Below are 21,550 nucleotides of genomic sequence, written 5' to 3' on the forward strand. Positions count from 1 at the left end.
TTTAAAAGATATAAACAGAGCTTAGGACTTCCTCTTCCTGGGATGGATGAAATCTTTAGGAGCTCTCTGGAAAGGCTCTAGATACTTTCTGAGAACCTTTGGAATCTCAACTGTTCCATCTTCGTTCTGGTTATTCTCTAGTATTGCTGTTATAGTTCTCGTACTTGCTATAGCTGTTGAATTGAGAGTATGAACAAAACCTTTAACTCTTCCTCTTCTTCTCACGAATCTAATCTTAAGCCTATAACTCTGCCAGTCAAGATCATTGCTAGAACTAACCATCTCTCTAAACTTAGCTTGAGCAGGCATCCAAACCTCTATATCGTATTTCTTAGCTGCCGGAGCTCCCAGCTCTCCTGAAGCTATATTTACAACTCTGTGAGGAAGCTCTAGACCTTGGAATAGTTCTTCAGCATTTCTAGTAATCTCTTCATGAAGCTCCCAACTCTGTTCTGGGAGTGAGAATATGAATTGCTCCACTTTATGGAACTGATGAACTCTGAATATACCCTTCAGATCTCTATTACCAGCTCCAGCTTCTCTTCTGAAGCAAGGACTTATGCCAACGTATTTTAGAGGCAGTCTTTCTTCATCAATCTCTTCATTACTATGTAGTGCTGCTATAGAGTGTTCTGCGGTACCTATGAGAACAAGATCCTCTCCTTCGATCTTGTATATAGCATCTCTTATCGTATCATAGTCTGTAACAGATCTCATGACCTCTTCTCTCAGCATGTAGGGAGGTATTACAAGTGTGTAGCCTTTCTGAGTCATGAAATCTATAGCATACCATAGGAGAGCCATGTCAAGCCATACGAGATCATCGAATAGATAGTAGAATCGTGATGCTGCAACCTCTGAAGCTTTCTCAGTATTCCCCAGACCTAGAACGTGTTCGAGCATGTCAGCATGTCCCACAGGCTTCCAATCTATGATCCTGTAACTCATCTCAACACCTTTACCTCTAGTCTCTGAGAGAAATGTCTCAAGATCCTCTTTATAAACCTTGGCAACACCCCATACTCTAACAGGTTTATTAGAGTTTTCATCGCCTATAGGAACCGAGTCGTGAACTATGTTAGGTAGCTGAAGTAGTATTCTCTCTCGCGAGTTCTCAAGTTCTTTTAACTTCTCCTCTGCTTTGTCTATCTCTATAAGAAGTTCTTTAGCTTGTTTTATAAGCTCTTCTCTTCTAGCAGGATCTTTTTCAGAACCTATCTGTTGACTTATAATATTATGCCTGTGCCTGAGTTCTTCAACTTCTCTTAGAACTTTTCTCCACTCAACATCTATTCTATATGCTTCATCTACTAGAGAGGGGTTTAGAAGTCTTCTTCTAATGTGCTCCTTAAGCTCTTCAGGGTTCTTCCTAAGCATCTCTAGAATCGTCCAGCTCATTATTGGTACCTGGATAATTTAGTTAGAGAATCAGATATTAAAAGCTACTCTCAAGCCTTAGGATCCTGAGACCCGCTTTCTCCAGATCTCTTCTTCCACTGCTCTACAATATCATACCCATAGATCTCTATAAACATTGCACGTCCTTTCTCAGTCATCTTCAGAGGAGTCCAGGGAGGTTCGAATACTACGTCTATATTTATATCTTTAACCTCGGGCAGTTCTGATCTAAGTATCTCGTAAACTTGATATGGTAGTGAGTTTGCTACAGGACATCCTAGCGCGGTTAGGGTCATCGTGATATTTACAACGCCATCATCGCTTACATTTATATCGTAGATCAGTCCTAGATTGTATATGTCTATAGGTATCTCAGGATCATATATTGTCTCAAGGATCTTTAGTATCTTCTTTTTTATATCTTCTTTATCAATAGCAGAACTGCTCAATTCAGACCCTTCATTAGATTATATTCGTAGCAAGGTAAATAAGTGAGGTCTGGTATATAATTTTAAAAATTTTAAGAGATAGAGTATCTATAAGCTATGAATCCTATGAATATTTGGAGGCTACTATACCATGGAGTCTGAACTTGATCTTATTAGAAGAATAGTTAGAGAGTATAGCGAGAAAAGAATCAGAGATATTGCTTCCGTAATAGATAAGGAGAATAGATATCCTAGAGAGATAATCAGAGAACTAGGATTTCAAGGACTTCTAGCACCAAACATACCTCCAGAAATGGGAGGAGGTGGTCTAGGTCTCAAGGGAGCATGTGTAGTTCTAGAAGAGCTTGCAAGATACAGCGGTAGTATATCTCTCATAGTAGAAGTTCAAGGGATTCTGGTATCTCATATTCTTCAGAAGTATGGGAGTAGACGTGTGAGAGAAGAGATACTTCCGAAGATAGCTAGTGGAGAGTATATTGCTTCATTCGCTCTTTCAGAACCTTGTTGTGGTAGTGATGCAGCTGCTATAGAGAGTAGAGCTGAGAGGATCGGCGGTGAATGGGTTATTAAAGGTGTTAAAACATGGATTACGCAAGGTCTCTACGCTGATTATTTTATAGTGTTCGCCAGAACAGGTCCTCGAGAGGAGAGGCATAGGAATATAGCGGCATTTCTAGTTAGGAGGAGTGAGTGTACTAAGACATCTCCTATAGAGGTTATGGGTTTCAGAGGTACTGGAACTGCTGAGATTATTCTAGAAGGATGTCATGCCGATGATGATAGTGTTCTAGCAGGTTCTGGCTCGGGTTTTAAAGCTGCTATGGATGCTCTCAATGTTGGTAGGATTGCTATAAGTTCTATAGGACTTGGTCTTGCTGAAGAATCTCTTGATGAAGCTTACAGATTTCTTAGAAGTAGAAGAGCTTTTGATAGAGAGATTATAGAATTCCAGTATATTCAATTCCTTCTATCGGATCTATATACTCTAGTTGAAACCAGCAGATCTCTGGTTTATAAAGCTGCTGAAGAATATGATTCGAACCCCTCATCTGATAAGATACCTCTTCTCGCGGCAGTGACTAAGAATTTTGTAGCACCTATCTCAGTTCATGTAGTAGGAGAAGCTCTAAGACTTCTCGGAGGATATGGATATAGTAGGGAGAGTTCTGTAGAGAGAATGTATAGAGATGTGAAACTTCTCGAAATAGGTGAGGGGACTAATGAAGTTCAGAAGCTAGTGATCTCGAGATATATATTGAGAGATGGTTTTAAAAGACTTTTCAACTAGTCTTCTCAAGATCTTGTAGATTCTCTCTGAAAGCTCGGAATAGAATCTTCTTATATGATCTATTTCAGAGTACATTACGTATATAAGTAGAACGAATAGTATATCGAATAAAGGTGATATCTGAGCCATATAAAAGCTGTACTCAGATCTATTTCCGGCGATCCATATGAGAACATATCCAAACCATGTTCCGTAGGTGAGAATTATTAGACTGCTTATAGCTCTATATCTATTCATAAAAGGTAGAAGAAACGCTGATAAGATTATGACGCTTAAATATATTATGATATTCCCTCTAGCAGGAGTGTCGGGATTTACCGTCAGATAGAATGGATTCACTCCTAAAAACCATTCCCAAGGAGCTGATATAGGAGGTCCTTCTCCAGGTCTTGTCTTTGTTGAGAGATGCCATGAAATAGCTCCTTCAATGCTGTTCTTCCACCACCCTTCATAGCCGAATAATGCTATTATAGGTATGTTGATGAGTATGAAGACTAGAATAGGTATGATTATAGAGCTTTGGACTGCTTTTCTAAAACCCTTGGTTATTGAGAGAAGAAGTGCTGGTAGTGAGAGGAAGAAGCCGCTCATCTTAGATGCTCCTGCGAGACCTATCAAGACTCCTCCTATCTCGTAGCGTTCTAAAGCTATGAGGAATGCCGCTAATAGTGTGAAGAATGAGACATAGGGTTCGAGCATTGCCACTCCATCCATGTATATGTTCAAGGGATCCATTAGAAGAGCGAGAGAGCCGAGAACTCCGAAGAGAGGATCTCTTGTAAGCCTATAGACTATATATCCTGCTAAGAAGACTTTTAAAAAACCTAGTATGAGAGATGGAAGTCTCCAGAAGAAGGGTTGGTCGCCTAAGAGATACATTGAAATCATTATAAAATACTTGCCGAGAGGAGGATGTTCTAGGTTGTAGTATGTATCTATAGAAGAAGCATCACCATAGATATAGCCTAGCCTAGTATACTTGACCTCAGGAAGCATGTTCACATCTTCTATACATGAGATATTATTAGAAGAAACATACACAGCCTTAATCTTAGAAAGAGTTGAGAGAATAGAAATACATGGAAGTTTTTCTCTCAGCATACTAGTAAAATCCTGAAGATCAGCTTCAGGTCTTATGAATATGGTAGCAGTATAAGGAGGATAAACTCTGGGAGAGAGATTTAAGAGATAGAGCAGATTTCTCGCAGAATCAACATACCAGATCTCATCAGATATATAAGAATCATAGAAAGGTGTTCTATAGTAGTAGATGAAAGAAAGAAAAGCGTAGAGAAAAGCTATGAGAAATAAGATTCCGAAGATTCTTCGCGACATCCTCTCAGACACACTTACACACACCTTTATAATTCTCTCCTAATACTCGCATCATAGTATACCTAGAAAGCTTAAAAACCCCTCATACTTCAACATCTCTCAGCTTGCTAACACATCCTGATCATATGGAGAGCTCCTATGCAGATTAGTATGCCTAATATCAAGATATCTTCATATCTTTCAGAGCTCACAGTCTATGGCGGATCATGTTCTCCGATCTCCTCCTTAATCTGAATAGCTAGGATTTCGAGTTGTAAGCGTGAGATCATAAGATCACTCTCTTATTGGAGGAGCTATTGCTATCTATCCTATTCTCTCTCACGCGTTGCAATTCTCTTGCTATCATGATCGAGTCATGCTCGCTAGCTAGATCAGATATCTCGCCACCTTCTTACATGCTTAATTCTAAGCTATGATTCTTGAGATGATTAAATATCTATCTACTCGGTAGTCTTACTCTCGTCACTTTCCTAGACGCCCATCTGTATCTTCTAATTCTGCTCGACCTTCCATATCCACATGCTGCGCAGTATCCTTTTGATACGTTAAATGCTACTCTTCCACATCTTCTGCATTTTATATGGGTTACTTTATTAGATCTCTTTCCCATTGAAGGAGTTCCTTTGGTGATATCCCATCACCTCTAGTCTCCTGGTGATATTAGAACCACGTTCTCTCCTCTTACTATTACTGTGCCTAGTTTTCTAGAACTTCCATCATCTCTAACTTCTTCTGCATCGTCTAGAACTATATTAAGATGTATATCAAAGCTTCTAAGTCTTCCTCTAATACTTCTCTCGCCTCTTAGTTTTATCAGGACTACCTTTCCTATAGCTTCGTTAAGCAGTCTTGCCGCAGCTTCGCTCAATAGACTCCCTCCAAGCTCCCTGATTATTCATCTATTGTGATATTTAAGGATTTCAGGGTTTATTAGATGAAGCACTATCTTCAAACAGTATCCAGGCAAGAATCTTCATCGTATATGTAGAAATTGAAATATTTTTTCTTGCTCGAATGATTATCAGGTGCTGGGGAATTCTTTATAAGCTGTGGAATAGAATCCTAGTTGGTCGGTAAGCTTATGAATCGAAAATCGGAGACACCTATCACCGAGGTGCTGGGATTAAGAAGATCAAATTCTTCAACTCGTGTGGTAACCATTAAATTAGATGAGGAATTGCTTCAAAAGATTGATATCACATGGCAGAGACTTGGGTATAGTAGCAGAAGTAATTTTCTTAAGGATGCTGTACAGCTTTATCTGAGAATGATATCTTTAATAGAGAGCTCCACACCTATTACATATGATCCTAGGATTCAGAGCATGTCTGAATTCATAGAAAAACTGCTAAAGAGATGTGTTTCGTACTCGAGAGAGTAAATCACTAGATCTAGGATATATTCATCATAACTCGGTATTTATAAGGTAATACCCTGAGAATACGTTCTACAACTGCAAACCCCGAGGATTCATATGCCTCTCTATTTTTAGGATGAATGTATACAGAACATGATTATTAGAGAGTATGGTATCAAATAGCATATCAGAGGTTTTAGAATACCTGGTTCTAAAGATGATGGCTGGAAGACCTGAGATATTAAAAGCATTGATAGAGTATGTAGAAGGGAATCTATCGCCAGCTGCAGCACCTCAGATTTATAATGTTTCAAAACACCAGCTCAGAGGCTTCATCCAGAGAATATATGATAAGGCTAATAACAGACCTCTTGCAAATCTCCTTATAAAACTAGCAGTGCCTATAATACTAGAGAAGACGAGGATCTATATAGATAGAAGCCAGAGACCTGAGGAGTGTATGGTGTGTGGTAGGAAGCTGTATAATGTGTTTCCAGAGGATCATATTAAGAAACATCATAAGGATCTTATAGAGTATGAGAAGCAGAAGATCCTAGCAGAACTTAGAAGAATCATAAGAGAGAAAACCGAGGGTTTAGATAAGAAAGAAGCTAAAACCGAAGGTCTTACTCTTCAAGATAGTGAAGAGATCAGATCTACAACGCCGTAGAAGCCGTCTTATAGTTATGGGAAAAGTCTCTCGGGGTCTCTGGGTAGAAGTCTTGCTTCTCTTATATTATCAAGACCTAGAAGCTGCATGACAACTCTCTCAAGACCTATGCCAGCACCTCCATGTGGTGGTGCTCCGTATTTGAAGAATTCTAGATAGAACCAGAAGTTGTCTGGGTTCAAACCCTTCTCCTTAAGCTGGTTGAGAAGAACTTCATACCTATGTTCTCTCTGACTTCCTGTAGCTACTTCAAGACCTCTGAAGAGGAGATCGAAGCCGTACGTATAGTTAGGATCATCATTTCTTCTCATTGTGTAGAAAGGTCTTGCCTTCCAAGGATAGTCTGTTACAAATATAAAATCTGAGTTATATCTATCCAGAGAGTATCTCCATACAGCTTTCTCACCCTCAGCATCTAATTCCTCGCCTGGCTGGATCTTCTTTCCATAATTCTCGAGAATCTTATATAGATCTCTTAGAGAAACTCTTGGAAAAGATCCTGGGGTCAGAGGTTTTTCAATCTTAAATTCTTTGAAAGCCTGCCTTCCTATGCTACTCTCGCTAATATCTTCTACCACATGTTTAAAAGCTTTCTCGGCGACATCCATCACATCATTATAATCTCTTATAAAGCCTACTTCATAGTCTATAGAATGATATTCTGTAAGATGTCTTACAGTATGATGCTTCTCAGCTCTGAACACAGGACCTATCTCAAAAACTTTTTCAAAACCCGCTATCACGCCCATCTGCTTATAGAATTGAGGAGATTGTGCTAGGAAGGCGTGTTTATCGAAATATAGTATGGGAAACACTTCTGCACCTCCTTCAGTAGCTCCTCCAACGATTCTTGGAGTGAAGATCTCTATGAAGCCTTCTGATACAAAGAACTCTCTGAATGACATCGCCACGGCAGCTTCAACTCTGAATATAAGATTGATCTTTGGATTTCTAGCATCAAGCCATCTCCATCTAAGCCTCGTAGAAAGATCTGATGAAATACTGTTCTCAACCTCGATAGGAGGAGGTTCGACTACTTTAGATAGGATCTCGATATTCTCAGCTATTATCTCACCTCCTCCAGGAGCTTGAGAGTTCTTCCTAAACACGCCACTGATCTTTACAACATCTTCTCTGCTGAGCTTCTCAATTATTCTGAGAACTTCTTCAGAGACACTGCCTTTCTTAGCTACAGCCTGTATAAAGCCTTCTCTATCTCTTATCAGGATAAATTTAACTCCTCCTAGATCTCTTACTCTTGAAACCCATCCATAGATCTCATATCTCTCGCCGTCTACACCTCTCTCCAGTATATCTCTTGTGAAGTGTTTTTTCAAGTTATCTAGCCCTCTAAATCTTTGTTATCTAGATTTTTATCTGTAGCACGAGCATTTATAGATGGAGTATGCGAGCATGAGGGATGAGAGGGATCTAACAGTTCTACTTCTTGCAGGCGGTAGATCTGAGAAACTTGAGAAACTTAGTGGAGGTGTTCAGAAGACTTTTATCGAGATTCTTGGAAGACCTATTATAGAGCATGTGATAAATGGCTTGAAAGATTCTATACAGAGTAGAATTAGAAGGATAATACTGGTCTCAGATAGAAGAGATCTAGCTGAGCCTCTTGCATCTAGATATAATGATTCAAGGGTTGTATTCGTTGAACAGCGAGAACACGGGGTTTCAGGAGCTTATAGAGCAGGCTTCGATCTTGTTGATGAGAGAGATAGAATAGTTCTTGTGGTGTATGGAGATATAGTAGCTGATAAGAATGTATACAGCTCTATCCTCTTAGCTGGTGAGGATTATCTTGTGAAAGATGATTTTGGCGGGATCTTCTTAGGAGTTGCTGAGAAACCTAGGAAAAATCACTGGCTTATGGATGTTGATGAGAGTGGTATTGTAAGAGAGATCATGCCATCTACTATTAGAGGTTATGGATATATTGCTGGAGGGATCTACCTGGTTAGAAATTCTTTCTCGAGATATTTAAGAGATCATAGTGATATAGCCTCAGCTTTCAGAGAGTATGTGAAAGATTTCAAAGTAAGAATCCTTCCGTGGGGGCATTATTGGGTAGACATAGGAAGTCCATGGGATCTCCTTGAAGCTAGTTATAGAATTCTAAGTACTTTGAGAAGTAGTAGTATTAGTAGGAGTAGTAGGATATCGCCTCATGCAGTTATTGAAGGACCTGTGATCATAGATGAAGAAGCTGAAATAGATCATAATGTTATCATTAGAGGTCCTGCTTATATAGGTAGAAGAGCTTTCATAGGAGCATATTCTTTTATTAGAAGCTATTCCTCTATAGAGAGAAATGTTTTCATATCCTCCTACTCGGAGATCAATAGATCTGTTATTCTACCGGAGGCTACTATAGGGAGAGGATGCTATATAGGATACTCAGTAATCGGGTTCGGAAGTGTTGTGGAACCTAGTGTGATTACTAAGAATATACTTCAGCAGAGAGTTGAAGAAGCTATGAGAATAGTATCAAGAGGTAGAGAATATAGTAAGCTTGGTAGCATTATCTACTCAAAAGCTAGAGTATACGCTGGAAGAATCCTGGAAGCAGGAGAAGAAGTTGAGATCGATTAGAAAAAAACTATCTTTTTTCGATAGGTATGTACTCCTTATCAAGTTCTCCCACGTAGAGGTCTAGAGGTCTTATAAGTCTGTTATCTCTAACATACTCCATAGCCTTAGCAGTCCATCCCACTATTCTTGATGCTGCAAATATCGTTGTGAAGAACTCGGGTGGTATTCCTAGAGCTGTGTAAGCTATCGGAGTATAGTAGTCTATATTCGGCTGTATATCCATTCTCCCTTTCTCAGCAAACTCTTTTAAGGCTACATCTTCGAGTTTGACTGCTATCTCGTAGAGAAGTCTAGGTTCTCCACCATATGTTTTAGCTATTTCTCCATCAAGTTCCTTCATAATCCTAGCCCTAGGATCATAGGTTTTATAAACTCTGTGTCCCATACCCATAATTCTTCTCTTGGTTGCAAGAGCTTTCTGAACCCACTCCTCAACTCTTTCAGGGCTTCCTATCTCTTTAAACTGATAATATGCAGCCTCAGCAGCTCCTCCGTGGAGAGGTCCTTTGAGTGTTGATATTCCTGATACTACTGCTGAGTATATGTCTGAGAGTGTTGAGATCGTGACCAGTGATGCGAATGCTGATGCGTTCATGCCGTGTTCTGCGTGTAGTATAAATATAACATCCAGGATCTTTGTCTCGAATTGTGTAGGTTTCTTACCATGGATCATGTATAGGAAGTTCTCAACATGAGAAAGATCTTTTCTCGGAGGTATGAAATCAAGACCTCTAGAGAATCTATACATTGCTGCAATGATAGTAGGAGCTTTAGCAAGTATTCTGATGGACTTCCTCATATTAGACTCAGGTGTGTTGATAGAAACCTCAGGATCATATGCGGCGAGATATGATATAGCTGTTCTGAGAATATCCATTGGATGCGCCTTTAAAGCTATCATCTTCTTTATAACTTGAAGAACATCTTCGGGGATGTCTCTAGCTTCAGCCATGAAAGCTTTGAAGAGATCTAGCTCATCTTTCTTCGGGAGTCTCAGGTAGTAGAGTAGGAATGCTGTCTCCTCATATGTTGAGTTTTTAGCGAGAGCTTCTATAGGATATCCTGCGTAGTAAAGTCTTGATTTGAGACCGTCTATAAAGCTTAGTCTGGTCTCGGTAACATAGATTCCTTCAAGACCTTTAAAAACCTTAGGCTTTTCACTCTCTCCACTCAAACAAGTTCACCAAATATTGTTATTTTCTTAGAAAGTTAATAACTTTCAATTTAGGTTATAATCTATCTTAAGAATCAATATTATATTCTTATAAGAAGCAGACTATTTATATGGTTTTGAATGCGAATAAACATTGATTAATCTGAAGATCTCAAGAAGGAAATAGATGCATGAGATATCACGCTCCTCTAGAATATCTTCTCAACCCCCATACAAGCTCAGAACTTATAATATAGTTGGTGATGAAGCCTAGGATAATGCCTACTAGATTAGCTATTATATAGTATATGAATAGTGAGAGAATATTAAATACAGTGAAGATCACAATGTTTCCAACGGCTACCGCCATATGATATCCTAGAAGTCTTTTCATCCAGCTTCCTCTTCTATCTCTAGAGAATGTCCAGAGATCGTTTAATATGAAGTTTGATACTGTAGAGATCTCTATAGCTACTAGAGATGCTATAGGTCTGCTGAAGCCGTTTTCAACCATTACATATAGCACGCCAGTGTTAACTATAACTCCTGAAGATCCTACTACAATGAATTTCAGGATTCTATACTCGCTAAGTCTGAGAACTTGTGCTAGAAAGTCTATGACATCTCTAAAGCTCAGCTTGCTCCTCCCTCTACCTCTTCTCTTGAACACGTAGGGATGCTCGTAGATCCTTTTCACATCTCCTTTTACTATGATCTCTAGAAGCACTTTCATTCCATCTCCTACGAGTCTCTCAGGATCCACGGAGTCTCTTCTGAATAAGAAGAATCCCGACATAGGATCTCTGATTCTCCTCACATGAGGAATAAGTATTCTAGCAATATATGACGCAACTAGAGATATTATCTTTCTATGAGTACTCCAACCCTCAATACCTCCTCCTCTCACATATCTAGAGGCTATTACGAGATCGTAGTCTTGTTTTAAAGCTTTCTCAAGCATTCTACTAAGTTCTTCTGGAGGATGCTGTAGGTCTGCATCCATAACAGCTATATACTTTCCTTCTGAGAATCTTATGCCTGTAACAATGGCAGTACCCAGACCTTTTTTATATCTTCTAACGATGACCCTACCTCTTAAACCCATGTTCCTCATGAGAGTAAGAGCTTTAGCCCATGTCTTGTCGGGGGAGTTATCATCTACTATCACTATTTCATAAGAATCTTCTAGATCTGAACTTAGAGAACTCTGGATTCTTCTCAGAAGCTCTTCTATGTTCTCAGATTCATTATAGGTAGGTATTACTATGCTTAGAAAAGGCTTCTCAAGATCTTTGGAACCTACTTCATATAATTCCATATCATGCTCGAATACGATCATGATCGCCACCGGAGAATGAAGATCGGGTGGACATGAGATCTTTATCAGGATTTTTAAGAATCTGACGAATCCTTTCTATCCTGCTATCTTCCAAGGCTTTTCCACTCCTTTATAAGATCGATCTTATCTATAGCTTGTATCATGCTACCACAGCTTTGTACTGTATAGAGTTCTTTGGAATCACTATATATAGGGTTTCACTTTATGCTTCTCCCAAGATCCTCTTTAGAATAGGATATGCTTCTAAAGCTCTCTCATAGACTATTATAGTGTAGAACTGTTCTACGATACCTATAGCGAGTAGTATTCCAACACCGGTTCCATAGGTCATGAAGATGTCTGCTACGATTACTATTGCAACTACGATGAGAGAGCTTAATATAGTGAGAGGGTATATGTATCTAGCTAGCATGGCTTCAAGTATCTTAGGATTTCTTCTGAGACCAGGTATTTCAAGTCCTGACTGTATAAGTCTTTCAGCCTGACCTGAGGGGTTTAAACCTGCTACCTCTATCCACATAAGCCCGAATAATACTGCTAATACTGTGAATATTATCACGTGTATCATAACCCTTCCAGGATCTTGGAAAAGCTCGTAGAAGCCTGATATAGGTCTAAGATAATACATAAGCCATCCCAGAGCGTTTGCTATAGTTGGATTTCCAGAGGCTATGCTGTAGAATATGAATAGATCGCTGTAGAGTATTGATATCAGTAGAACTGGGAGGTTTGTTACGTAGAGGAATTGTAGTGGAACTCTGGTTCTCACACCTCTAAGCCTTTGCATGGTTACTGGTATGTAGACTTTCATTCTCTGAAGATATATTAGTAAGAACATTACAACTATAAGAGCTATCAAGCCTATTAGATTGGGAAGATACATTGTTCCTGAAGCTCTGATCATTATATTATCTATGGAGAGATCTCCATTGTGAGATGCCCAGATGAGATATGGTATGAATCCAAAAGGTTGTGAATCCGATGTTGACACTGGTAGTGGAGAGAAGAGCCTGTTAATAACATCTCTGGCAACACCTGCTAGGATGAATAATGATATTCCACTTCCAATACCCCAGCCCATTTGAAGAGATTCGTCGAGAAGCATTATGAGATATGTTGCGAATACTAGTTGAAACCATACTAGAAATCTGATCCAGAAGCTTGCGGAAACATCGAAAACAGGATTAGGTCCTGTGAGAGTCCAGAAGTTAGATCCTACTATTACAAAGCCTCCGGCCTCGACACCTGCTATTATGAGTGCTAGTGTCTTCTGGGAGAGAGTGAATTTTCTCCTCTCCTCAGCTTTTGAAAGATCTAGGGTGAGAAGTTTGGAGCCTACGAGTATCTGCATTATAAGACCTGCGGTCACTATAGGACCTATACCAAGCTGAGCTAGTGTTCCTCCTGACATTGCGAATACTATCTGAACTATCTGAGGAAGATTTCCTAAGAGTCTTGGAGCATGTTCTATACCGTATAATGGTATTGCAGACATGAAGAGGTAGAGTATGAGAGCTATACCTGTGTATACAAGTCTAATACCTAGAGTGGGTTTTATCTTAACCCTCTCAACTCCTGGAAGTTTCTCACCTATTCTAGCTAGAAATCCTAGTACGTCAGGCATTTGAACACCTCTCGAAGTATAGTCATACCTTTATTCTCCTAAGACATAATATCTACGAATACTATATAAGTCTGATTACTCTGAAAACCCTTGTAATAGAAGATCTAGTGGTATTCTCCAGGTTTCGTCTCGAAGTCTTCTATAGAAACTCCTATATCTTGATTGGGTGCTATCTCTCCTCTCTCTCTCATAACTTGTCTTGTGAGAAGATAGTATAGAAGAGCTAGAGATTTCCTACCCTTATTATTTCCTGGGATCACGAGATCTATTCCACTCAGTTTTGCATCAGTGCTTGCGAACGCGACTATGGGGATTCCTACTTCTATAGCTTCTGTAAGTGCTTGAGTATCGATCCTGGGATCTGATATGACCACGATCTCAGGCTCTATATATGTTGAGAGGTATGGGTTTGTGAATGTTCCAGGAATAAATCTGCCTAGAACCGCTCTACCTCTGATCATCTTAGCAAACATTTCAACAGGTTTGAAACTATACTGTCTACCTCCTACAGCTACTACCCCCTGAGGATCATATCTTGCTATGAATTTTCCGGCGAGTCTGATCCTTTCATCGATCTTTCTCACATCAAAAATATAAAGCCCGTCACTTCTAACTCTGAATACGAATCTCTCGAGATACTTATTAGCTGTGTAGGTTCCTATATGAACTCCTGCAGAGAGGTAGACCTCTACTGGGACTAGAAGTTCTGCAGCAGCGTATCTGGCAACCATTGTACTTTCTTGTTTAACTTCTTCAGAGCCTTCGTAGTCGTAAGAGCTCATATATTGTCACCCAAGTCTTCTGTAGTATGCTATCTCATATATTAGAGGAACGTGAGATAGGAGTATTCTTCTACAACAGTATCTTCTTACTCCTAGCTCATCTAATACCTTCTTAGGATCCTCACCAGCTTCTACTCTTCTCTTAAATTCATCCCAGTGTCTTGCTATAGGATATCCACAGGTGTAGCATCTCACGGGAATTATCATTCTAATCACCTATAAGACTTCTGTCTGAATCTTCTTGCTGAATATCTCATCCATTTCTCAGGTTCTGTTTGTCTGGGATCTCCTGCTAGCATTGATCTATCATATTCTATGTAGAGAGATCTTATGAGAGATTCATCTTCGAAGTATCTTAGAATACCTCTTGCAACAGCCATTCTAACAGCCTTAGCTTGAGAGACATATCCTCCTCCGCTTACGGAGACATCTATATCTATAAGAGATCTGAGTTTCTCACCTATTAAGAGAACAGGTTCCATCATTATCAGTTTGGTCATCTCATTAGGCCATACCTCTATGGGAATCCCGTTAACCCTGTATCTTCCATTGCCTTTCCTGATAACCGCTCGAGCTATTGATGTCTTTCTAGAACCAGATGATATCACTATCTTAGGACTCTCTTGAGAGCTCATCGGTTAGCTCACCCATCCGAGAGCTCTAGCGATCTCAGCTACTGAAACAACTTCATACTTGAGTTTTGAAGCGTCTGCAAATGGTATCTTGATCATGGGTTTGCCGGCTAGTTCTTCGGGGATTCCATAGAATACTCTAAGTCTTTTCAAGGCTTTGAAACCTCTGTCACTCTCTTTTGGAAGCATTCCTCTAATAGTTCTCTTAACAATATTAATAGGATTTCTAGGTTTCTTAGGACCTTTATAAGGATTCTTATGAGTTTTAAGCTTTAAGAGAAGTTTGTAGCCTTCTATAACTCTTCTTCTCTCGCCTGATACAACTGCTTTCTCTGCATTAACTATGTAAACTCTATATCCTTCGAGAAGAAGCTTGGCGACAACGCTAGCCATTCTACCTAGTATCATGTTCTCGGCATCTATAATCACTATATTATTCTCACCATATGTCTTCTTAATCTCTTCTATGAAGTTTTTCATCTTCATATTATTATCCTCACCCCTCTACCTTCAGGATTTTCCTTCAAAAGATCTCTTATAGTGATTGCTCTCCCTCCAGAAGATCTTATTTTCTCAAGAGCTTTAGCGGAGTAGGAGTATGCAGCTATTGTGATCTTCTTCTTAAGAGATCCTGATGCTAGAACCTTTCCAGGAACTACGACGATCTCGTTCTCCTTAGCATATCTCGAGATCCTAGATATGTTAACTGCAACACGTTTTCTAGAACTTCTCTCGAGATACTCTGCCACGGCATCCCATACAGGTGCTTTATACTTATTAGCGTATCTCCTGAGATCTGATATGATTCTTCTTAGCATTATATTTGTAGGTCCTGTTCTCGCCATGAGATCACCTTATGTTCTCAGCCTGTTCTATTAAATGGTCTATCTTGCTAATAAGTATGTCAAGAGCTGTTAGAATAATGCTTTTCAGGCTGAGCTGTCCAACACTCTCTAGAAATAACACGTATTGATCTTTTCTATAGCCTATTTTGATAGAACCTTCAGGACATTTCTTTACACACTGCATGCAGAGAGTGCATCTGTAAATATCTTTTACAATGATCTTTCCATCGGTTTTTGAGAATTCGAGAATATTCACAGGACATGAGCCTACGCATTCCTCGATTCTTGGGTAGAGTTCTTCACTAACTCTGTTAGTACTTATCTCGGCAACATATCTTACTCCTGCAACTGAGACGGGGCTCCACTTGATATGCTCTATACCACGTCCTAATCTTGCTTTCGCATCAAAAGATATTCTCTGGTCGGGTCCTAGAACTGCTATGGGTATCTCTTCGTAAACAGGTTTTACGTAAGGATCGTCTGAGACAAGATCTTTCGAATAAAATATCTTGAGATCTCTACCTTTGTTATCTATAGATGCTCTTATGTATGTGAAGCAGTTCTCACACTCCTCGCGAGAAGGTCTTGAGATGCTCTCCTCGGGAGCTTCTGTATAGTAGCTCTCCATGCATTTAGCGCATTCCTCAGGAGATCTATATCTGGTTAAAGCTTCCTCAGATCTCAGAGGTATAAGTCCTAGTCTATGTGCTATTATCTCATCGTAGAGGGGTGATGTATTGTCGTAGAATATAACCTCGTCTATAGCCATTGTAGGGACTTCAAGCTGGATCATTCTTCTTAGAGCATTTAAAATAGGTAGAGGAACGCCTTCGATAAGAGCTTCAATATAATCATCTGTCTTCGTGAGAATCTTAATTTTAACATCTTCAGATCCCATCTAAAAACACCGAGGATTTATACTCTTCTACCTCTCCTACCGCCAGGTCTTCTTGTGGTGTCATGAGGTATTGGGGTCACATCTTCTATTCTTCCTATTACAAAGCCTACTCTCGCGAGAGCTCTTATAGCGGGCTGAGCTCCGGGGCCTGGTATCTTAGGTCCGTGTCCTCCTGGAGCTCTAACTCTTATATGGATTGCTGTTATACCTTTTTCGAGAGCTTCCTGGGCTACTTTGTATGCTACCATCATGGCTGCGTAGGGTGATGGCTTCTCTCTATCAGCTTTAACAACATGTCCTCCAGAAGCTCTTGATATGGTTTCTGCACCTGATAGATCTGTTATGTGGACGTGTGTGTTGTTATAGGATGCGTATATATGAGCTATACCCCATCTAAGCTCTCTAGATTGGAGGCTCAAGAGCTTCACCCTTTGGAGGAGCTGTAGTATGGTGAGGTAGGATAGAATCCTATGAGATCTTCTTCATCTCTGGAGACGAGATATCCTGGTGATGTGACTCTTCTACCTCCAATAGCTATGTGGCCGTGCACTATTAGCTGTCTAGCGTGGTGAATGCTTTTACTCAGACCTTTCCTGTATACAAGGGTTTGAAGTCTTCTCTCGAGAACATCGCTTACTGTTAGGTTGAGGATATCATCTAGAGTTGCGTTGGTGATCTTTAGAAGTCCTATTCTGTAGAGTCTTTCGATTAATCTCTTCTCCTCGGCGCTTCTAGCATCTTGAGGTAGAGAGAGTAGAGCTCTGGCTCTCTCTCTTATTCTTCTCAGATAAGTTTGAGCTCTCCATAGTTCTCTCTTGTTTCTCAGACCGTATGCTCCTAGTAGTCTCATCTCTTCTTCTAGTCTAGATTTAATCCAGGGATGTCCAGGTCTCTCCCATTTCTTTCTAGGTTTTCTAGGGTCTCCCATGGATTCTCACCTTATCTAGCTCTTCTTACCTCCTTCGCCTGCGGCTTCTCTCTTCTTTCTAACTCCTACTGTGACTCCTGTTCTGCCTGTGGTAGCTGTTCTCTGACCTCTTACTTTGAGTCCTAGCGAGTGTCTGAAGCCTCTCCAGCTTTTTGTTCTCATTTCTCTTTCTATGTCTTCTCTTACTGCGAGGATGAGTTCGGATCCTATCAGATGTTTATCTATGCCTTCTGCGAGATCTTTTCTTCTGTTATAATACCATGATGGTATCTTGAAGCTGGCTGGATCTCTTATTATCCTCTCTATGTTTTTTAAGGTTTCTTCGTCTAGATAGCCGAGTCTGAGATTAGGGTCGAGACCTAGGATTCTGCATATAGCTAGAGCGAAGTTATAGCCTACGCCTTTGATCCTTGAAAGAGCGTATGGTATAAGCTGTGAACCATCTAGATCTGTGTTCGCTATTCTCACTATATGTCTGAAGCCTCTCTCGCTAGACACCTTGAATCTCCACCCGCAGTTGATATTAGCTACTATATAGACTTACTGGTTCAGGAGAATAAAAGCTTTAAGAACCGGCATTCTATAATAATGCTCTGAAGAAGAATGCTAGAGTCTGAGAGAGAAGGCTATAGACTTTCAGATGATGAGATTATAAGAGTGAGAAGGTATAATAGATGTGTTGCGGTGGGGAGTCTAGAGTTATTTGAGAGAGATCCAGAGATCTTCAAGAGGATCCACAGGATCTCTAGGTTGGCGGGTAAGAAGCTCTACATAATACTACTAGGAGATGCAACACCATCTAGATGGGCTAGAGTTTTCAGAGATCATCTAGCGACAAATATTGATGTAGCAATAAGAATATATGAAGTAAGAGAGATAAGTTCTCTAGAAAAACTATTAAAAGATCTCTGTGATAGAAACACTCTGCTATTCCTAGAGAAGAGAGAAGAATTGATAGAGTATGCCAACAGAGAAAAACTCTCAGAAAAATGCAACATAATACTCTTCGAGAAAAAATAACTCCCTCCAACCTAAACCTCAGCCCTTTCTCATCTTTCACTCTTTTCTTATTGTTTCATATCTCTTCAGATATATCGTTGCGAAGCAATGAGAAAAGATTAAATGAGAAATAGACATACCCTATATATTAGTCTCAGTGTTTCTACTATAACTATTGGATTAGATCATAAGGAATCTGCTCTTCTTCATGCTAAGGGATATTTACCGTGTACTCAAGTATCGGGACATAGTCTTTAAATCTATCTTTGTCATAAGGATGCGATATGCCGATGGTATTCTTAGCGAATATTGCTATTGTATAGATCCCTTTCTCTTTTGGCATCCACGTAAATTCAATGCAAAAGTTATCTCCCTGTTGAACCCATTTTGATGCTACAATGGTTTCTATGCCAGGGTAGTACTTGTTGGGCGATGGAACGACAACAGCCACTGGATTTCCAAGTGAGTAGCTTCCGCAGGTGGCGTTAGCCGTTGTGCACAAAGATCGGATGTTGAGCGTAAGCCATGATAGAAAGCCATTCTCCACGTACTTATATATAAGCACCTGTGTAATCTCGGAGCCGTTCAGCAGAAGTCTTCCACATGCTCTAAATATATTGTTGATATACGAGGGGGGATCTGACCAGAAGACCCAGACTTTGTTCATCTGCAGAACAATTATAAAGATCCCCTTACCCCAAGCCACCCCTATATCGACGTAATTATTGGTGGGATCAAGGAGAGAATCCCTGTGACCCCAGAAGCTTGATGCGTCATTATACACCATTTCATTCAGGATATCTAAAGCATAATTCATAGCATCGCTAGCATATATGTCAGCTGGCCTTAGAGGAGGAAAAAGGCACTTACCAACATAGCCAATGTTCTCCTCCATAGCATAAGCCCCTCCCAATAATGTATAATAGTAGGTAGTCGGAACTCTATTCAAATCACAGTGACCGTAATAAGCATTTCTAACCATGTCATCGGCCCGGTACTGCGCTATAGACAAGTTCAATAATTGCACGGGAGGTAGATTGTATGCAGCGCGGATCTTATTCAGCTCGTTTAGTACATTCAACTTGATGTCCAGGAGAGTAGGCGTTCTCCATACATTGCTCAACTCGCTTACTAAGAATCGACCAGCTGTGTCTATACAGTTCTTAACCGGCTCTATACCGGAGGCATAAGATATTAATATTGCTAGAATAATTAATGACATAAATGCTGCTACCTTAAGCCTGCTAACTCCTCTTTTCTTTGCAAGATATCCAAACCCTTGCTGAGCAACCTCTGGCTTGGATCTAGACACTTCAACCTTTATTTCTCGTTCACTAGGTTCTAGAGTCTTCTCTTCCTTTTCTCTGACTGGTTTTTGTTCAGATACAATGAATGGTTTTGTGAGGCTTTGTGTAGTTTTTTCCTTCTCCAGCTCGGACATGCTTGGTCTAATGAGATCCAGCTCTATGCTGGTTGGAGGGAGTCTTGATAGATAGCTATATATTAAGGGTAAGTATGGATACAGCTTTTTATGCCTAGGATCTATTGAAACCAACCGCTTGACGTCATCAGCATATTTAGCCAGAGGTCTAAGAGCCTCTGATATCTCAGCACATGCGAGAACTCTTGTCAAGAGATCATTGGCATTCACTTTAAAAATCGATGCCGTATCCTCTAACATAGATACCAGGGTTCCAAATTTCACGAGAAAACCGTCAACGGATCTAGTGTAGCTAGACTCTTTCACGAAGTTGAGAATAGCTGGCTGCATAAATATTATGATCACATCGTTTATGGAATCATCAAGACAGTGTATTACGTTATTCATTTTAAAACCCCTGCGTACTAACTTATATATTAAATAATATTAGTTATTAAAAAATTTAACAGGATCGTGACCGCCATAAATATTCACCTAGTAGAATCATCATCGTGAAAATAATCGATATAGCAATAACAATTGTTGCATCTCAGTGGTATTACTCCAGTTGCAGGAGAGACGTCAGAGTCTACAACTACTTTGTGCCATATTTTTAAGGTTTGTGCTGATGAATGTAAGCTCCGTGCGTTGGATCCGAAGAATGCTTATGCCCCTGCGTAGAATGGCTAGTAGCCACAGCAAACCACAGGCAAGATATGGTAGTAGGATTCATATCAGGAGCAGTGGAGAGCGAAGATATGCTTCAACTCAGATGAAGAAAAATAGCATATCTTAGTATGAGGTCTCTAAGAAAACAGGCCTCTACAACCAACGTGGCGGGAGAGATGAGCTGACAACACTTAGATTGGAATAAGCTATAGAGAATAATCTTTTGAAAAAAGCTTTATATATCATTTTATGTTATTTCTAATAGCTCATAAGTCAATTCGGATGTCTTAGTTTCCATCATGAAGTATACGCATAGTGTATAGCCCTTATAATGAGACACCCATATATCCGCTTTGGTTATATTAGCAAAGTCTGGATTGTTGGGGTTAGGTGTGAACACATATTTATCAACGTTTAAGGTAGTGTTTCCGTAGGATATTGAGGCTGATGATACGTGAGTTAATGAACCTATTTCTGGAGGTGTGTAAGGCCATAGTATCATTGCAGTCAAGAATTGATGGGGGATGATGAAGAAGCTCATAAACGAGCCTACGATCTGTGCTACAGCATGTTCTACCATATATGGTGGTATTTCTTTCCCGTTGATCATTATCCTAGGCGTAATTCCAGTCTGTTTTGGAAGCCATATAATGACTGTTGTGCTACCGCTTTCTTCTTCAACTATAAATTCTATCCTCGTGTACTCCACACTTCCTACTACTTCAATTCCTTTATTGTAGTAATAGAAGAGCTCTATCTTAGATTCATTGTCAATGCGGTCGTAATCTCTAATTACGTGTAAATAGCAGAAACTATTCAAAGCATATGTTATAATCATAGAACTTCTCTAGAAGCTCTTTCTATTTCTCTTCAACACTACATTATTACATCCTGCTAGTTTTTAACAAAGCAGGTCCAACCCAACTAAAATCTAACCTCTATTCTTTGCTACTATTTTTAGAATGAATCCACTAAAAGCACATCTTTCTTTCAGTCTTTTCTTATTGCTTCTAATTCCAGTTGCTGAAAATATGAGTTCTAGTTGTAATTGTTTTCACTTCTGCTGACTTTATTCTTGTAGGAAACAGATCTTTCTGTAGAAGTCAGTTTGTGAGTAAATTGAGCGAGTAATATAACCGGTTTTTCCCGATGGAGAAGCAGAA

The 21,550-nt window shown here is 39.8% G+C and carries 25 protein-coding genes; 5 read left to right on the plus strand and 20 right to left on the minus strand.

All coding sequences use genetic code 11. The annotated features are described in order from the left end of the window. Positions 1-21: 21 nt before the first annotated feature. Both serS and QXS89_05050 read right to left on the minus strand, forming a co-directional pair. On the minus strand, positions 22-1,398 hold the full coding sequence (serS, locus tag QXS89_05045; protein ID MEM3831542.1) for a serine--tRNA ligase: 1,377 nt from the start codon (positions 1,396-1,398) through the stop codon (positions 22-24). A gap of 50 nt (positions 1,399-1,448) precedes the next feature. After that, positions 1,449-1,847: a metal-sulfur cluster assembly factor gene (locus tag QXS89_05050; protein MEM3831543.1), complete on the minus strand. Its 399-nt coding sequence runs from the start codon at positions 1,845-1,847 to the stop codon at positions 1,449-1,451. 130 nt (positions 1,848-1,977) lie between these two features. On the opposite strand from QXS89_05050, the gene QXS89_05055 reads away from it, so the two are divergent. Next, on the plus strand, positions 1,978-3,135 hold the full coding sequence (locus QXS89_05055) for an acyl-CoA dehydrogenase family protein (protein MEM3831544.1): 1,158 nt from the start codon (positions 1,978-1,980) through the stop codon (positions 3,133-3,135). Here QXS89_05055 and QXS89_05060 read toward each other — a convergent pair. The 3 genes from QXS89_05060 to QXS89_05070 form a co-directional block, all read right to left on the minus strand. Then, complete coding sequence (locus QXS89_05060; GenBank protein MEM3831545.1) at positions 3,082-4,482, minus strand: glycosyltransferase family 39 protein; 1,401 nt, start codon at positions 4,480-4,482, stop codon at positions 3,082-3,084. The two genes, QXS89_05055 and QXS89_05060, sit on opposite strands and share 54 nt — an antisense overlap. 424 nt (positions 4,483-4,906) lie before the next feature. Next, on the minus strand, positions 4,907-5,101 hold the full coding sequence (locus tag QXS89_05065; protein ID MEM3831546.1) for a 50S ribosomal protein L37e: 195 nt from the start codon (positions 5,099-5,101) through the stop codon (positions 4,907-4,909). 12 nt (positions 5,102-5,113) lie between these two features. After that, positions 5,114-5,338: an LSm family protein gene (locus QXS89_05070; GenBank protein MEM3831547.1), complete on the minus strand. Its 225-nt coding sequence runs from the start codon at positions 5,336-5,338 to the stop codon at positions 5,114-5,116. A 213-nt stretch (positions 5,339-5,551) separates the two neighbouring features. Between QXS89_05070 and QXS89_05075 the strand changes: the two genes are divergently transcribed. Both QXS89_05075 and QXS89_05080 read left to right on the plus strand, forming a co-directional pair. Continuing rightward, positions 5,552-5,851 carry a ribbon-helix-helix domain-containing protein gene (locus QXS89_05075; GenBank protein ID MEM3831548.1) on the plus strand — a complete coding sequence of 100 codons (300 nt, stop codon included), beginning with the start codon at positions 5,552-5,554 and terminating at the stop codon, positions 5,849-5,851. Positions 5,852-5,996: 145 nt separating this feature from the next. Then, positions 5,997-6,497 carry a hypothetical protein gene (locus tag QXS89_05080; protein ID MEM3831549.1) on the plus strand — a complete coding sequence of 167 codons (501 nt, stop codon included), beginning with the start codon at positions 5,997-5,999 and terminating at the stop codon, positions 6,495-6,497. Positions 6,498-6,511: 14 nt separating this feature from the next. On the opposite strand, the gene aspS is transcribed toward QXS89_05080, so the two are convergent. Beyond that, the gene (gene aspS, locus QXS89_05085) at positions 6,512-7,834 is read right to left on the minus strand and encodes an aspartate--tRNA(Asn) ligase (GenBank protein MEM3831550.1); all 1,323 of its coding nucleotides are present in this window, start codon (positions 7,832-7,834) and stop codon (positions 6,512-6,514) included. 76 nt (positions 7,835-7,910) lie between these two features. On the opposite strand from aspS, the gene QXS89_05090 reads away from it, so the two are divergent. Then, positions 7,911-9,098 carry a sugar phosphate nucleotidyltransferase gene (locus tag QXS89_05090; GenBank protein MEM3831551.1) on the plus strand — a complete coding sequence of 396 codons (1,188 nt, stop codon included), beginning with the start codon at positions 7,911-7,913 and terminating at the stop codon, positions 9,096-9,098. 7 nt (positions 9,099-9,105) lie between these two features. Here the strand turns inward: QXS89_05090 and QXS89_05095 are convergent, their stop codons facing one another. From QXS89_05095 to QXS89_05150, 12 genes are all read right to left on the minus strand, one after another. Beyond that, complete coding sequence (locus QXS89_05095) at positions 9,106-10,272, minus strand: citrate synthase/methylcitrate synthase (GenBank protein MEM3831552.1); 1,167 nt, start codon at positions 10,270-10,272, stop codon at positions 9,106-9,108. A gap of 178 nt (positions 10,273-10,450) precedes the next feature. Continuing rightward, a complete protein-coding gene (locus QXS89_05100; protein MEM3831553.1) occupies positions 10,451-11,590 on the minus strand; it encodes a glycosyltransferase family 2 protein in 1,140 nt (379 codons plus the stop codon). 202 nt (positions 11,591-11,792) lie between these two features. Further along, positions 11,793-13,214 carry a preprotein translocase subunit SecY gene (secY, locus tag QXS89_05105; protein MEM3831554.1) on the minus strand — a complete coding sequence of 474 codons (1,422 nt, stop codon included), beginning with the start codon at positions 13,212-13,214 and terminating at the stop codon, positions 11,793-11,795. Between the two features lie 104 nt (positions 13,215-13,318). After that, a complete protein-coding gene (gene rpsB / locus QXS89_05110; protein MEM3831555.1) occupies positions 13,319-13,945 on the minus strand; it encodes a 30S ribosomal protein S2 in 627 nt (208 codons plus the stop codon). A 57-nt stretch (positions 13,946-14,002) separates the two neighbouring features. Continuing rightward, a complete protein-coding gene (locus tag QXS89_05115; GenBank protein ID MEM3831556.1) occupies positions 14,003-14,203 on the minus strand; it encodes a DNA-directed RNA polymerase subunit N in 201 nt (66 codons plus the stop codon). A 5-nt stretch (positions 14,204-14,208) separates the two neighbouring features. Beyond that, a complete protein-coding gene (locus QXS89_05120) occupies positions 14,209-14,631 on the minus strand; it encodes a 30S ribosomal protein S9 (protein ID MEM3831557.1) in 423 nt (140 codons plus the stop codon). A 3-nt stretch (positions 14,632-14,634) separates the two neighbouring features. Next, on the minus strand, positions 14,635-15,108 hold the full coding sequence (locus tag QXS89_05125; GenBank protein MEM3831558.1) for a 50S ribosomal protein L13: 474 nt from the start codon (positions 15,106-15,108) through the stop codon (positions 14,635-14,637). A 2-nt stretch (positions 15,109-15,110) separates the two neighbouring features. Then, positions 15,111-15,473, minus strand: coding sequence for a 50S ribosomal protein L18e (locus QXS89_05130; protein MEM3831559.1), 363 nt, complete (start codon positions 15,471-15,473; stop codon positions 15,111-15,113). Positions 15,474-15,477: 4 nt separating this feature from the next. After that, the gene (locus QXS89_05135) at positions 15,478-16,371 is read right to left on the minus strand and encodes a DNA-directed RNA polymerase subunit D (protein MEM3831560.1); all 894 of its coding nucleotides are present in this window, start codon (positions 16,369-16,371) and stop codon (positions 15,478-15,480) included. 17 nt (positions 16,372-16,388) lie between these two features. Beyond that, on the minus strand, positions 16,389-16,799 hold the full coding sequence (locus QXS89_05140; GenBank protein MEM3831561.1) for a 30S ribosomal protein S11: 411 nt from the start codon (positions 16,797-16,799) through the stop codon (positions 16,389-16,391). Next, positions 16,796-17,299 carry a 30S ribosomal protein S4 gene (locus QXS89_05145; GenBank protein ID MEM3831562.1) on the minus strand — a complete coding sequence of 168 codons (504 nt, stop codon included), beginning with the start codon at positions 17,297-17,299 and terminating at the stop codon, positions 16,796-16,798. Before QXS89_05145 ends, QXS89_05140 begins: the two co-directional genes overlap by 4 nt. 15 nt (positions 17,300-17,314) lie before the next feature. Beyond that, positions 17,315-17,797: a 30S ribosomal protein S13 gene (locus QXS89_05150; protein ID MEM3831563.1), complete on the minus strand. Its 483-nt coding sequence runs from the start codon at positions 17,795-17,797 to the stop codon at positions 17,315-17,317. A gap of 105 nt (positions 17,798-17,902) precedes the next feature. Here QXS89_05150 and QXS89_05155 point away from each other — a divergent pair, with 105 nt between their 5' ends. Beyond that, the gene (locus tag QXS89_05155; GenBank protein MEM3831564.1) at positions 17,903-18,319 is read left to right on the plus strand and encodes a hypothetical protein; all 417 of its coding nucleotides are present in this window, start codon (positions 17,903-17,905) and stop codon (positions 18,317-18,319) included. A 190-nt stretch (positions 18,320-18,509) separates the two neighbouring features. Here the strand turns inward: QXS89_05155 and QXS89_05160 are convergent, their stop codons facing one another. Beyond that, positions 18,510-20,126, minus strand: coding sequence for a CAP domain-containing protein (locus tag QXS89_05160; protein ID MEM3831565.1), 1,617 nt, complete (start codon positions 20,124-20,126; stop codon positions 18,510-18,512). A 508-nt stretch (positions 20,127-20,634) separates the two neighbouring features. Next, positions 20,635-21,225 carry a hypothetical protein gene (locus QXS89_05165; GenBank protein ID MEM3831566.1) on the minus strand — a complete coding sequence of 197 codons (591 nt, stop codon included), beginning with the start codon at positions 21,223-21,225 and terminating at the stop codon, positions 20,635-20,637. Between the last annotated feature and the right edge of the window lie 325 nt (positions 21,226-21,550).

The organism is Sulfolobales archaeon, from assembly GCA_038881635.1.
Classification (GTDB): Archaea; Thermoproteota; Thermoprotei_A; order Sulfolobales; family AG1; genus WYEN01.